At 69.4% G+C, this 12,689-nt stretch carries 13 protein-coding genes; all 13 read left to right on the forward strand.

Features of this window, described 5'->3' with window-relative positions; all coding sequences use genetic code 11:
• Positions 1-121: 121 nt before the first annotated feature.
• From ABZ824_RS04790 to ABZ824_RS04850, 13 genes are read left to right on the forward strand one after another with little or no spacing between them, the layout of a single operon-like run.
• Positions 122-1,720: a cutinase family protein gene (locus ABZ824_RS04790; RefSeq protein ID WP_356961655.1), complete on the forward strand. Its 1,599-nt coding sequence runs from the start codon at positions 122-124 to the stop codon at positions 1,718-1,720.
• Between the two features lie 57 nt (positions 1,721-1,777).
• Positions 1,778-2,746 carry a hypothetical protein gene (locus ABZ824_RS04795; RefSeq protein WP_356961657.1) on the forward strand — a complete coding sequence of 323 codons (969 nt, stop codon included), beginning with the start codon at positions 1,778-1,780 and terminating at the stop codon, positions 2,744-2,746.
• A gap of 15 nt (positions 2,747-2,761) precedes the next feature.
• Positions 2,762-3,640 carry a hypothetical protein gene (locus tag ABZ824_RS04800; RefSeq protein ID WP_356961659.1) on the forward strand — a complete coding sequence of 293 codons (879 nt, stop codon included), beginning with the start codon at positions 2,762-2,764 and terminating at the stop codon, positions 3,638-3,640.
• Positions 3,637-4,299 carry a DUF6668 family protein gene (locus ABZ824_RS04805; RefSeq protein WP_356961661.1) on the forward strand — a complete coding sequence of 221 codons (663 nt, stop codon included), beginning with the start codon at positions 3,637-3,639 and terminating at the stop codon, positions 4,297-4,299. The genes ABZ824_RS04800 and ABZ824_RS04805 overlap by 4 nt, the downstream gene beginning before the upstream one ends.
• 51 nt (positions 4,300-4,350) lie before the next feature.
• Positions 4,351-4,647: a hypothetical protein gene (locus ABZ824_RS04810; protein WP_039799032.1), complete on the forward strand. Its 297-nt coding sequence runs from the start codon at positions 4,351-4,353 to the stop codon at positions 4,645-4,647.
• Positions 4,647-4,931, forward strand: coding sequence for a hypothetical protein (locus ABZ824_RS04815; RefSeq protein ID WP_356961662.1), 285 nt, complete (start codon positions 4,647-4,649; stop codon positions 4,929-4,931). The genes ABZ824_RS04810 and ABZ824_RS04815 overlap by 1 nt, the downstream gene beginning before the upstream one ends.
• 31 nt (positions 4,932-4,962) lie before the next feature.
• Complete coding sequence (locus tag ABZ824_RS04820; protein WP_355070513.1) at positions 4,963-5,619, forward strand: hypothetical protein; 657 nt, start codon at positions 4,963-4,965, stop codon at positions 5,617-5,619.
• Positions 5,616-6,428, forward strand: coding sequence for a hypothetical protein (locus ABZ824_RS04825; RefSeq protein ID WP_355070515.1), 813 nt, complete (start codon positions 5,616-5,618; stop codon positions 6,426-6,428). Before ABZ824_RS04820 ends, ABZ824_RS04825 begins: the two co-directional genes overlap by 4 nt.
• Before the next feature lie 23 nt (positions 6,429-6,451).
• On the forward strand, positions 6,452-7,258 hold the full coding sequence (locus ABZ824_RS04830) for a hypothetical protein (RefSeq protein WP_356961664.1): 807 nt from the start codon (positions 6,452-6,454) through the stop codon (positions 7,256-7,258).
• A gap of 38 nt (positions 7,259-7,296) precedes the next feature.
• Complete coding sequence (locus ABZ824_RS04835; RefSeq protein WP_355070519.1) at positions 7,297-8,727, forward strand: hypothetical protein; 1,431 nt, start codon at positions 7,297-7,299, stop codon at positions 8,725-8,727.
• On the forward strand, positions 8,724-10,214 hold the full coding sequence (locus tag ABZ824_RS04840) for an SCO6880 family protein (RefSeq protein WP_355070521.1): 1,491 nt from the start codon (positions 8,724-8,726) through the stop codon (positions 10,212-10,214). Before ABZ824_RS04835 ends, ABZ824_RS04840 begins: the two co-directional genes overlap by 4 nt.
• A 7-nt stretch (positions 10,215-10,221) precedes the next feature.
• On the forward strand, positions 10,222-12,366 hold the full coding sequence (locus ABZ824_RS04845) for a hypothetical protein (protein ID WP_356961665.1): 2,145 nt from the start codon (positions 10,222-10,224) through the stop codon (positions 12,364-12,366).
• Entirely contained in the window at positions 12,363-12,671 is a 309-nt protein-coding gene (locus ABZ824_RS04850; protein WP_067802237.1) for a transposase, read from the forward strand. Before ABZ824_RS04845 ends, ABZ824_RS04850 begins: the two co-directional genes overlap by 4 nt.
• Positions 12,672-12,689 lie beyond the last annotated feature (18 nt).

Raw genomic sequence — 12,689 nt, forward strand, 5'->3', positions numbered from 1 at the left:
CGATGCGGCAGTAATAGCCGTAATCTGTTACGGTCTATTGCGTTTCATGGCGTTGAGGTAGCTGCGGCTGACGACTTGATTGCGGATCGCTATGACTGGATACTCGGCAAGACTCTCGGGGATGCTGGTAGCACTCGCCGTGGCTGTGGCGACCGCCGGTGTCGCCGCGGCGGAGCCGTCGAATCCTGTTGGCCCGTCCACGAAGATCCGTCTCACGACCTGTCCCGCGTTGTACGCCTTGGGCATTCAAGGCACCGGTGAATCGTCGCCGGATGCCGCGCCCACCACCGACACCGGAATGCTTTCCACCGTGTTCCGCCCGATGATGGCGAAAGCTCCGGACACCGGACTCGTCGATCGGGCTTACGTGCCATACGAATCCGGCTTCGGCGGTGCGACAGCCGGTGGTGCGGTGCCGTATTCGGAATCCGTGGCCGGCGGCCTGGCCCGTCTGCGGAGCATGGCCGGGACCGTTGCCGAGACTTGCCCGAACAGCCGGTTCGCGGTCGTCGGTTATTCGCAGGGCGCGCACGTCGCCTCGATGTTCGCCCAGGAGGTCGGCCAGGGGCACGGTGCGCTGCCCGCCGAAAAGGTCGCCGCGGTCGCGTTGTTCGGCGACCCGACCCGCAATCCCGGTGCGCCGCTTTTTCCCGGCGCGCCCGGCAAGGCGACGCCGGACCCCGCGCCGGGAACCTCGGGGGACCGGCTGGTGTCCATCGCCGCACTGCCGCAGGCGCCCGCCACCGGCGGCGGCATCGGCCCGGAACGAGACAAGGCCGCGAATTTCGGGGCGCTCACCGGCCGGGTGGCGAGTTTCTGCGCGGCGGGAGATCTCGCCTGCGACGCCCCGGACGGCGCGCCCATCCTGAAGGCGGTCGCCAACGTGGCGGGCCAGTCCAAGCTCAGCGGCGGCGACCCGATCGCCTCACTGGTATCGATCGCGCAGGCACTGGCGTTCACCTCCATCAAGACCGCGACCGAAGTGGTCAACGGCGACATCCAGGGCAATTCGCTGGCCACCCTGTCGATCTCGCCGCAGAAGTCGATCTCGCAGCGCCTCGCCGACGCCTCGGATCCACGAACTCCGCTGAATCTGCCCGCCGCGCTGCAGGCGCTGCTGAAAGTCGGCATGATCGGTTTGAACTCCGTGATCGCGGTGGTCCGGACGGTGATCGCCCCGGCGAACATCGCCGAGCTCGCCACCGCGGGACTGGCGAATCCGCCCGCCGCGTTGCTGTCGCTCGGCGTCAAGCTGCTCGGCGCTATTCCGCAGCTGATCCCGCCGACCACCGGCGTCCGTCTGGTCACCCAGGCGTTCGACGCGGTGGTGCAGAACATCACCGACAACAGTGAGCTGCTGAACACGACCACGTGGGTGCGCTACTGGGACACCGTGCAGCGTCACACCGCTTACACCAGCGCGACCGTCTCGGCGAACGGTGACGCTCCCACCCAGTTCGTGGCCGACTGGTTCGCGGCGATCGCTCGCGACATCGCCGACGCCTTCGGCAGCAAGGCCGAGCCGAGGGCCGTGCTGGAGAAGCAGCCGACCGGATTCTTCGGGGACGGCTCCGGCGCGTCTCCCACGCCGAGTTCGTCCGGTACGGGACAATTTCCGTTCGGGACAGGAGCCGACGGCGCCTCATCCAGCGGCGTGACGTCGATTCCGCCCACCGACCGAACCGGCACACCCAACACCTACCCGTTCTCCACGAACTGATCGCCGAGAGGGTCCGACGATGCGATACTGCGTGCCCTGCTCTGCGGGAATGGGGGAATGTTGAAGTCGTACAAACAGCTTTCCCGCTGGTACGGCGCTCTCGAGCCGGCGGTCGGAACGCCAGAGGCGGGCAAGCCGGATGAGGCGGACACCATCGCCCCGGCAGACGACGACGCGCCTTCGCGCTATCCGGACTACATCCGCGACGACACCGAGCCGTGGCAGCGCAAGCCCGAGGAGGTCCCGTCGGATCTGCCCGCGCAGCGCAGCGAATTCACCGGCGGTTGGTCGGATTGGGTGGTGACCGGCCGGGCGCCCGGCCCCGACGACGACTACGTCGCGCCGCGGCAGGCCGATCCGGTCAAGTTGCCGTGGGCCGACGACGACATACCCGAGCCGGTCGAGCGGCCGCGCCCTGCGGCGTCGCGTGCGCTGCGCCAAGCCGCCCGCGACCATCCGGCGGTGCGCCGAGCCCGGCTGCTGCTCATCGGGATCGCGGCGGTGCTGATCATCGCCGTCGCCGCGGTGTGCGTGCTGCTGCTGCTGCGCTCCGCCGCCGGTCGCGCCGCGCTGCCCAAGGACTCACATGGGTCCGCGTCGGTGCAGCTCACCGTCGGCGGTGTGCACGCGGGCGGTGACCCGCGCGCCGTGAGCGCGGGCGCCTGCCCGACCGAGCGCAGTGACGCGATCGTGCGCAGCGCGGAGCCGGGCGGCACGGGCTCCGGGCCCGACGCGGTGCTGTCGTTCCAGTACGCGTACTACGTCGAACGTTCGGGGGACCGCGCCCGCGCGGCCGTCGCTCCGGACGCCGACGTCCAGCCCGCCTGGGTCATCCAGCGGGGCATCGACTCCGTCCCGATCGGCACGACGCACTGCGTGCGGATCGTGACGGTCGCGGACAACCGGTATTCGGTGGAGGTCACCGAGTACCGGCCCGGCGGCGCGCCCGCCACGTACAACAGGCAGACGGTCACCACCGCGGTGATCGACGGCCGCACCCTGATCACGGGTATCACGGCCGGATAAAGGAGAGCAGAGGCGATGGGAGAGGACTGGAGCCGCTGGCTCGACGATGCGCCCGGGGAGGGCGCATCGTCGAGCCGGCCGGTGCGTTCGAAGGCTCCGGTAGTGCGGCTGCGGCGCGGCAAGGGTGACGGTTCCGACGCGGATCGTCCGGCGCAGCGGCCGATCCTGGTGGTCGGTGGATGCGGTGGTGCGGGTACCACGACGACGGCATTGGGTTTGGCGGGTGAGATGGGCACGGGTGGAACGCCGACAGTCGCGGTGGACGCCACTTCGGCGGGCAGTGATCTCGCGCTGCGTGGCGCGGACGAGCATCTGCACCCGATCAGTTTGCAGTCCTGGTTGTACGGACGCGGTGACGACGAGCCCGCGCCGTTGAAGGAGTGCCTGTCGCGGGCGACCTCGGGCGTCGGCCTGCTGTGGCGCGATGCCGCGCCGCTGCGCAGGCGTGCGACCTATCTCACGGTCGCCCGCGCGGTGCGCGACGCCGGATACACCGGCGTCTACGACGGTGGGCATCCGATTGCCGCCCGGCAACTGCTTCCCTTGCTCGACGACGCGGAAGTCGCTCTGGTACTTGCCATTCCGGCGCGCAACGACGCGGCCAACCGGCTGCGGGTCGCCCTGGAATGGCTCGACGACCAGTTCGGTGACGCCGAGGAAGGACACGGCGGCGGCATCGTCGGCGACACCACCATCGTCATCTCGCACCAGTATCCCGGCGACGACTCCCGGGTAGCGGATCATTTGCGCCAGCACCTGTCCGGCTGGGTTCGCGATATCAGGGAGATTCCCTACGATCCGCATCTGGCCCGTGGTGAACTCGTGCGGCACTCCTCGTTGGCGGACGAGACGCGCCGGGCGTATGGGCGCCTGCTCGCCGGGGTGGCATCATGACCGCCGCCATGATTTTTCCGCGTCAGCCCGATCCCGCGCCCGCCGGTGTGATCGCCCCGCCGGAGTCCCGCCGTGCCGCCGTCTGGGACCGTCCCGTACCGGGTGTCGGCCGTGCGCCGCTGGTCTGGCTGCTGGGTGTGCACGGCGGAGCGGGAGCCAGTACCCTCGCGCATGTGCTTGCGCCCGCGGCGGATTCGGGCCGCCGCTGGCCCGGCGTCTTCGACCGCGAAAGCCCGTTCGTCGTCCTCGTCGCCAGGGAGACCATCGCCGGTCTGTCTCGCGCGCACGACCTTCTGCGCCAACATCTTTCGGGTTTCGCCGGTCCTTCCGACGTGCTCGGCCTGATCACCGTCGCCGCCAGGCCAGGACGGATGGCTCCCGAGATCCGGCGCTACCGAGACGTGGTCGGCTCCCTGGCCGGACAGGTGTGGCAGGTGCCGTGGTACGAGGAGTGGACGCTGGTCGAACCGGAGCAGCTGCCGGTGTGGTCGCCCGGTGACCTGGTGCCACCGAGGAAACGCAAGCTCGATCTGCTGGAGGAAGTCCCGCTCGATGTCCGGGAGCTCGGCGCCGACATCGTGGCGGCAGCTCGGACGGCACTGGAGGAGGCCGGCTACGACCGCGGGTCTCCGGATCTTCGCAAGCCGTCCGATGAGTGAACGTCCGCATCGCATCGGCGACCACCACCCACTATTCGAGAAAGGCACCCGATGAGCACGCTCCTCCTCGCCGTGCAGGACACGTACGGCACCGTACTCGCGCAAGTCGGTAATCCGACGCCCGAGGCGCCGCCCGGTTCGGAGAAGATCCTGCAGCTGGTGCGGTATCTCACGTGGTTCGTCCTGTTGTCCGGGATCTGCGGCATCGTCTACGCGGGCGGCAAGTTCGCCTGGGAGAAGTGGACCGGTGGTGGTCTGGAGTCGCCGAAGATGGTGGCGGGCGCGATGATCGGCGGCGTGGTCGCCACCAGCGCGGGCACCATCATGAACGCGGTCATCGGGACCTGATGTCGGCGATGGGTACCGTACACATGCTCGCGGCCGGGCCGCTGGCCTACAAGCAGATGCCCGCCGACGTTCTCGCACCGCTGATGCAGCTGCTGAACTGGCTGCTGTGGTTCGTCCTTCTGGTGTGCCTGGCCTGGATGATCGTCTCCGCGGGGAAGCTGTGGCTGGTCTTTCGCAGTGACCTGGCCATGAACGATGCCTCGCACGGCGTTCTGATGAGCCTGCTGGGTGCTGTGGTGGCGAGCACGGCGTCGGGGATCGCCCTGGCGTTCCTGCCCGCGTGAGCCGCCGGAGCGGGACGGGGACGACGCGGGAATGAATTCGACAGTACTGCGGCCGGCGGACACCGCGGCGTGGCGGCGTGACATCCGCCGCCCCGCGGCCGGAGTCGTCGGCGCCGCGCTGCTGTTCGCGGCGGTCGGCTGCGGCGGTGGCGCGGACTCGGTGGGGCCGGACCTCTCGGCCGCTCCCACCGATGTGCGGTGGCAGCCGTTCCAAGGGGTGCCGCTGCCGCACACCGGCCAGGGACCGCGGTCGACGGCCGACGGCGCGGCGACCGGTTTCGAGCACTCGCCGCGCGGCGCGGCCATCGCCGCGCTGACCCACTCCGTGCGGCTGGCCGTGGCGGCCGATACTCAATGGGCGAAAGTCGCTGCCGCGGAGCTCGTTCCGGGTCCGGCCAAGGACGAATGGGCGATCAACCGGGTGCAGCTGTCGATCACCGGCCCGGCGGGCCCGGAGTTCGCGCCCCGTTTGCTCGGCTACAAGATCACCGGCTACTCGGAGTCGCGGTCCACCGTGGACGTGTATACGGAGTACTCCGACAGGTCGAAGGCGGTGCACCACACGGCCGTTGAGTGGTTCGGCGACGACTGGAGATTACGGCTGCCGGATCCGGATTCGACCGTGCGACCGATCGATTCGATCGACGCATTACCTACCGACATCGTGAAAGTGGAGGCACCGACGTGAGCGACAGGGAGTCGTACGCGCGCGACCGTGTCTCCTTCGGGATCGTCGCCTCCGCCGCCGTGCTGGCGCTCATCGTGGTGGTCGGCATCTTCGTTTTCGTCAGCCGTGACGACGAGCCGGTCGCGGGCGCGCCCGCCGTCGCCGAAGGCTCCGGCGGCACCGGCTTCGCGAGCCCCGAGCTGGACATCCTCGGCAGACGGGTCGACATCCCGAACAACGCTGCCGGGCAACCACTCGCGCAGGACCCCTCCCGGCAGCGCAAGCCCAGCGACGCGGACTGGCTGACCGCCGCGCCGGAGGGTACCGCCGAACCACACGGCTGGCAGCGGGTGTACGGCGCGTCCGTCCCGTTCTCCACCTCCGACGGGCCGACCCGGATCGAGGACGACTTGGCCGTCGGGTACTCGCACACCCCGCAGGGCGCGGTGCTGGCCGCGGCGCAGATCACCTACCGGCTCAACGCCCGGCCCGCCGACCGTGACCTGTACGTGCGCCAGGTCCGGGTCTCCGCCCAGCAGATCGCCGCCTACGACAAGGCGCTGGCCGACTCCCGGCTGCCGAAACAGCAGCCGGAAAAGGTGACCCGCTACTTCGTCGCCTCGGACGCGTTCAAAGTGGATGACTACGCCGACGATCTCGCCATCGTCCGGTTGGCCACCAGGGGCCCGGTGATCGACGGCAAACAACTGTGGGCGGCGACGCGTCTGGCCATGGTGTGGGACGCGGGCGATTGGCGCCTGAAGCCCACGACCACCAACAACGCCCAGACCGAGTACGTCGAGTCGTTGCAGGGGTGGACGCGATGGTGAGTCGTAGGAGGTCTTCCGATCGCATGCCGCCTGCTGTGCTGGGCGCGGGAGCGGTACTGGCCGTGGCGGTGGCCGCGGTCGTCACCGTGTTCGCGGTCCGGGACGACGACGCGGCAGCCGGCCGGGTGTCGCAGACGACGGCATCGGCCGACCTTTCCGGCGCACCCGGTCCGGGGTCGTCCTTCGCTGGAACGGGTGCGGACTCGTTCGGCCATCGTTTCGATATCCCGAAAGACCCCGCCGGGCAGGCGCTCTCGCAGTCGGGGGCGCCACGGACGCCGACCGATCCGGAGTGGCAGACCGGCGCGCCGGGCGGGACGAACCAGCCGGGCGGTTGGCAACAGGTGTACGGCGGCCCCGTGGTTCCGTTCTCGACGACCGATGGACCCGCGCGCGTCGACAACGGTGTGCCGACGGGGTTTGCCAAGACCCCGCAGGGCGCCGCCCTGGCCGCCGAGCAGATCTACTGGCGGACCGTGGCGCGGCCCACCGACCACACGCTGTGGCAGCGGTTGGTGATCCTCACGCCCGAGGAACTCGCCGACCGAGAGCGCAAGATCGCCGAGGGCAAAGTGCCCGACGTCTTGCCGGAGAGCGTCAAACCGCTGCTGTACGCGTCCGACGCATTTCGAATCGAAAGCTATGGTGACGATTTCGCTGTTGTTCGTGTCGCCCGCAAGACCCGTGAGTTCCTGCACGGCGGGCGAAGTTGGGTGGCCATGAGACTCAACGTGGTATGGCGTGACGGTGGCTGGAGATTGAAGTCGTCCGCGGGCGACGCGCAGCCGCTCGAAACGATCGGTTCGATCGATGGGTGGACACAATGGTGAGGCGGCTAGTCACAATCCTCGCGGTCATCTTCACTGTGATGATCGCGACTCCGACCGTGGCCTACGGCCAGACGTACGGCTTCGACGATACGTGCAACGAGATCCACGACAGCCTCGACGGCCTCGGGCTGCCCGGCTTCACCCTCGGTGACGCCGCGTCCGCCGCGTGCAAGGCGGGCAATGCCGCCTCGCATCCCAACCAGGCTGCGACGGCGGTGAAGGACAAGGCCTGGGACTCCACCTTCGGCAAGGTGGTCGATTCGCTGATGAACGGTCTCGGCGAGGCCATCATCCTGGCGTTGACCTTCTGGATGAAGGTGCCCAACGAGGCGGTCAGCGATTCCGGTTCGTTGTTCACGAAGATCAACGACTACACCTATCAAGCGCAGATCCTGCTGCTGATAGCCTCGGTGATCCTGTCCGGGGCGCGATTGGCCGAAGCCAGACGCGGGGCCGCGATGAACGAGGCGGCCGAATCGTTCCGGATGTTCACCCGTGTCGTGTTCAGCTCCTGGATGCTGGGCGCGGTCATCGTCGCGGGCACGCAGGCGTCGGACCGCTTCGCGGAGTGGATCATCGACGACTCGACCAACGGCAATGCCAAGGACCTCGCCGAGCTGATGGTGAAAACCAGTAAGCTGCAGGCCTTTTCGCCCGGGTTGGTGCTGATCATCGCGATCGTGGGCCTGCTCGGCGCGCTCGCGCAGATCGTGCTCGCCATCGTCCGGCAGGGACTGCTGGTGATCGCGGCCGGTGTGCTCCCGCTGGCCGCGGCGGCCTCCGGCATGAACATCGGCAAGCAGTCCTATCAGAAGCTCATCGGCTGGATCATCGCCTTCATGCTGTGGAAACCGGTGGCGGCGATCGTCTACATGATCGCGTTCACCACGGCGGGCCACGTCGACTCGCTCACTCCGACCAGCGGCTTGCCCGACGGTGAGCAGGCCCAGCGCATGCTGGTGGCGATCGTGCTGTTGTGCAGCGTGGCATTCGTGTTGCCCGCGCTGATGCGACTGGTCACTCCGGCCGTCGCGATCGTCGGCAGCGGCGGTTCGGGTTTCACCGCGGCGGGCGGCACCTTGGTCGGTGTGGCTGCTCTCGGCGCCATGGGCACCAAGGCGGTCGGCGTGAAGGGCACTGCGGCGCCGGGCCGGGCAGGCTATGTGAGCGGCAGCGGCACCGGACCGCGCCCGGGCGGCGCGGGCGGTCCGCGTGGTGGCGGCGGCGCACCTCGGCCGACGCCGCCGCGTGGGGGCGGCGGCCCCCAGGGCGGCGCGGCTCCGCGCGCCTCCGGACCTGCGGGCGCGGCCGGGGTAGCGTCCGGAGCGGCCAGGACGGCAGGCCGGATCGGCGCGGCGCGCGCCGCGAGCGGTGGGCTGAGCCGGGCCGACCAAGCCATGGGTGACGTCGCGGGCGATCGCTGGACGAACCGTTCACCCGACCTCGGGAGGAGCACCATTCCGCGATGACAATCACCGACACCTACGAGCGCCGCTCGTACGGGCTTTGGCAGAAGCCGCGCAGCGCAGGTCTTTTCGGCTTGCGCTGGGAGGAAACCGTGCTCGGCTTCGCGGTCGTGATCACGGCGCTGATCACCGCGATGGTCGGCGGCTTCCAGTGGGGTGTGATCGTCGGCGGCGTCGGTGTCGTCGTGATGGTCCCACTGGTGTGGCGGACCGGAGGTCGTTCGGGCTACGAGACGGGATTGATGATGTTCAACTGGATGCGCTCGCGCAGTCGTGGCGAGCACGTGTACCGCGGTGGCCGCTTCTCCCGGATCCCCGGCGGCGTCACCCGTTTGCCGGGCCTGCTCGCGCCCTCCAAGTTGTATGAGGGCATCGACGCGGGTGGCTACAGCTTCGGCATGATCCACTTGCCGCAGTTCGCCCAGTACACCGTGGTGCTGCGCGCGTGGCCGCAAGGTCATGAGGCCGTGGACCAGCCCGTGATCGACCGGTGGGTGTCGGCGTGGGGAACCTTCCTGGCCTCGGTCGGACAGACCAGCGACATCGTCGCCGTGGTGCCGGTGATCGACACCGTGCCGGAGACCGGAAACCGTTTGCTCACAGAGGTTTCCACGATCACCAGGCCCGAGGCGCCCGAACTGGCCCAGCAGGTGATGTACGAGTTGGCCACCGAACTGCCGCAGGAGCGCGTGCAGTTGCTGCCGCGGGTGGCTATCACGTTCAAGGCCACCACCGCCGAGCGCCGCAAGAACCCGGCCGAAGAAGCCGTGGAAATCGGACGGCGCCTGCCCGGCATCTGCGCCGCGCTGGCGGAAGCCGGTGTGCGCGCTCAGCCGATGTCGGCGGACGAGGTGATCTCGTTCATCCGCCGCAGTTACGATCCCGCCTCGCAGGCCGACCTGGAGGTGGCCGCGGGCGAACCCGAAGGGCACGGCCTGGACTGGGCGGACGCGGGCCCGGTGTCCCACGACGAGAAGTGGGATTACTTGGTGCACGACGGTGGCCGGTCGGTCACCTGGGAAATGGATGCCGCCCCCGAGGGCGCGGTCGACGAGCGGGTGCTGCAGCGGCTGCTCGCGCCGAATCCCGAAGTGCCGCGCAAACGTATCGCGATCGTGTACCGTCCGCACTCGGCCGCCGACGCCGCCGAGATCGTCGACGACGATTTCAAGAACGCGTTGGTGGCCCAACAGAGCGAACGCGGAGTCGTGTCCGCGGCGGCGACGCTGCGGGTGGGCGCGACTCAGCAGGCCCGCGAGGAGCAGGCCAGGGGTCACGGTGTGACCCGCTTCGGGGCGCTGGTGACCATCACCGAGCCCTTGCGCGGTGACCTGCCGCGCATCGAAGCCATCACGCGCGACCTGTCGACCCAGGCGCGCTTGAAGATTCGGCGGTGCTACCGCTACCAGGCGGCGGCCTTCGCGGCCTCGCTCGGTTGCGGGGTGATCCTGCCGGAACACGCGACAATTCCGAAGGCACTGGCGGGGTGAGCGATTCATGGCACGCGACTACGAGCCACCCGTGCGGGAACGGGACGAGGACGCACGCCGCAGGCGGCTCGAACAATCCGGCCGGGACGAGTGGGGACAGCGGCCGGAACGGCGGCGCCCCACACGGGACTCGGCGCGGGTGAACGGCGAGGACCGGCTGGGCGTGGACACGACCGACCGGCGAGCGGGCGAGCGTCGCGCTCGACCGGGCGCGGGCCGGTCCGACGGCGTGCGCGCCGACCGGGGGCACAACGAACGCTCCCGGGCCGAACGGAACCCCCGCATGTCCCGCGACGCGGTCACCGAGCGCATCGCCGCGCGGCCGGAGCGCAGCGGCGCCAGGAACGGTCGCGTGGCACGGCCCGCGAAGGTCGACTACACCGCCGACCGCGCGATGGGCAGCCCGTACACGGACAAGGCGGCCCGTCGCGCGAAGGCGAAAGCCGATCGGCGCAAGCAATCCGGGCCACCGCTGCTCGACGACGCCACCCGTGCCAAGCTGGAGATGCTCGCCAGGGAGGGCAATGGCTTGCGGGCGGCATGGGCGCAGTTCCGGGTTCGCACCGACGACATCCGCCGCCGCAACTACGCGGCCCGCGCGGAGCAGACGATCGAGGACGGATTCGATCGCAGCACAGCGCAACTCACCGACCGCGGCTACGCGGGCGCGGGCGGCGGCCGGATGAACGTGGTCGGCCGCCCGGTCGAGTACCGTGCCACCACGGCCCAGGTCGCCGGTCTGTGGCCCTGGTCGGTCGGCGCGGGCGCGCCGCTGATCGGCACGCCCCTCGGTTCGCATCTGCACACCGGCGCGCCGGTCTGCTTCGACCCGATGAACTGGTTCATGCGCGGCAGCTTCATCACCGCGCCCAGCCTGTTCGTGCTCGGCCTCAACGGTTTCGGCAAGTCCTCGCTGGTCCGCCGCATCGTGCTCGGTGGCATCGCGCAAGGGATCACGCCGTTGATTCTCGCCGACGTCAAACCGGACTACCGGAAGATGGTCGAGCTCGTCGGCGGCCAGGTGATCGATCTGGGCTACGGGCACGGCAAGCTCAACCCGCTCGCGGCGGGCGTGCTCGGCGCGGTCGTCCCGCGACTGGAAGAGTTCCCGGCGTTGCAGCTGCAGGTGTTGCAGGACCTGCGGGCCAGGCAGGTGACGTTGATCGCGGGCCTGGTGGAACTGGTACGCGGCGACCGTGTCCGCGATTACGAGGAGACCCTGATCGCCACCGCGCTGCGCATTCTCTACCGGCCGGGCAGCGGGTACACGCCGGACCAGCCGCCGATCATGGAGAACCTGCTCGAGGTGATCGTCGGCGGCGGCGAGGAATTGATGCTGGACGCGGGCGCCGACGACACCGCGGAGTACCAGGAGGCGATCAAGGGGCTGCGCCGCTCCCTACGCGCGCTCACCCAGGGACCGTTCGGCGCGGTCTTCAACGGCCAGACCACCGTGCCGATCGACACCAGCGCGGTCGCGGTCTGCATGGACGTCTCACACATCCCGACCGGCGACAAGAAGCTCAAAGCCGCGGTCATGCTGGCCTGCTGGGCCGATGGGTTCGCCTCGGTCGAGGCCGCGCACGTGCTCGCCGACGCGAAACTCGGTCCGCAGCGCTATTTCCAAGTGGTGATGGACGAGCTGTGGCAGGTGCTCGGCCTCGGTGACTTCATGGTCGACCGCGTCGACGAGCTCACCCGCTTGCAGCGCGGCATCGCCACCGCGCTGATCATGATCAGCCACACCATCAAGGACCTGCAGGCGCTCGGATCGGAAGCCGCCATCGCGAAGGCGCTCGGTTTCCTCGAGCGGGCGCGCGCCAAGATCTTCGGCGCGCTTCCGGCCGAGGAGATCAAACGGCTCGACAGCACGGTTCCGTTCACCTCGGCCGAGGAGGAGATGGTGACCGGATGGTCCGCGCCGCAAGCGCTCACCGGCGAGGCGCTCAAACCGGGACAGCAGCGGCCCTCCCCGCCCGGCACCGGTAAGTTCCTGCTGAAAATCGGTGAGGATCGCCGCCCCGGTATCCCCTTCCACATGGAATTCACGCTGTCGGAGAAGGAAAGCGGGATCCACGACACCAACCAGCGGTTCAGCGAGTTCACCGAATCGATCTCGCGGGGAACGGATTCACCGGGGAGCGCCGCATGATGCCGCACCGGTCCTACCGACGCGTCTCGCCGGAGGTGCGTCAAGCGGCGGTCGAACAGGTCATCGCGCTGACCGGCAAGCTGCGCAGTGAATCGGAGGCATGCCGCGTGGTCGCCGAGCAGATCGGTGTGCACACGAACTCGGTGCGCAATTGGGTGCGCGCGGCCGAAGGCCCCAGTCTCGAGCGGATGGACGCCACCGCGCTGCGGCGCAAGGTCGCACTGCTGCAACAGCAGTTGGCTGCCGCCGCCGAGATGAACCGCACGCTGGCCGACACCCTCAACGAGACTCGGCGCCGCACGTGAACCCGGGCTGCGCGCGGC

The organism is Nocardia sp. NPDC047038 (assembly GCF_040644075.1).
Taxonomy (GTDB): Bacteria; Actinomycetota; Actinomycetes; order Mycobacteriales; family Mycobacteriaceae; genus Nocardia; species Nocardia sichangensis.

Bases quoted from the DNA above. Each gene is read 5' to 3' on its own strand.
- ABZ824_RS04790 (WP_356961655.1), top strand. From the start codon at position 122: ATGCTGGTAGCACTCGCCGTGGCTGTGGCGACCGCCGGTGTCGCCGCG.
- ABZ824_RS04795 (WP_356961657.1), top strand. From the start codon at position 1,778: ATGTTGAAGTCGTACAAACAGCTTTCCCGCTGGTACGGCGCTCTCGAG.
- ABZ824_RS04800 (WP_356961659.1), top strand. From the start codon at position 2,762: ATGGGAGAGGACTGGAGCCGCTGGCTCGACGATGCGCCCGGGGAGGGC.
- ABZ824_RS04805 (WP_356961661.1), top strand. From the start codon at position 3,637: ATGACCGCCGCCATGATTTTTCCGCGTCAGCCCGATCCCGCGCCCGCC.
- ABZ824_RS04810 (WP_039799032.1), top strand. From the start codon at position 4,351: ATGAGCACGCTCCTCCTCGCCGTGCAGGACACGTACGGCACCGTACTC.
- ABZ824_RS04815 (WP_356961662.1), top strand. From the start codon at position 4,647: ATGTCGGCGATGGGTACCGTACACATGCTCGCGGCCGGGCCGCTGGCC.
- ABZ824_RS04820 (WP_355070513.1), top strand. From the start codon at position 4,963: ATGAATTCGACAGTACTGCGGCCGGCGGACACCGCGGCGTGGCGGCGT.
- ABZ824_RS04830 (WP_356961664.1), top strand. From the start codon at position 6,452: ATGCCGCCTGCTGTGCTGGGCGCGGGAGCGGTACTGGCCGTGGCGGTG.
- ABZ824_RS04835 (WP_355070519.1), top strand. From the start codon at position 7,297: ATGATCGCGACTCCGACCGTGGCCTACGGCCAGACGTACGGCTTCGAC.
- ABZ824_RS04840 (WP_355070521.1), top strand. From the start codon at position 8,724: ATGACAATCACCGACACCTACGAGCGCCGCTCGTACGGGCTTTGGCAG.
- ABZ824_RS04845 (WP_356961665.1), top strand. From the start codon at position 10,222: ATGGCACGCGACTACGAGCCACCCGTGCGGGAACGGGACGAGGACGCA.
- ABZ824_RS04850 (WP_067802237.1), top strand. From the start codon at position 12,363: ATGATGCCGCACCGGTCCTACCGACGCGTCTCGCCGGAGGTGCGTCAA.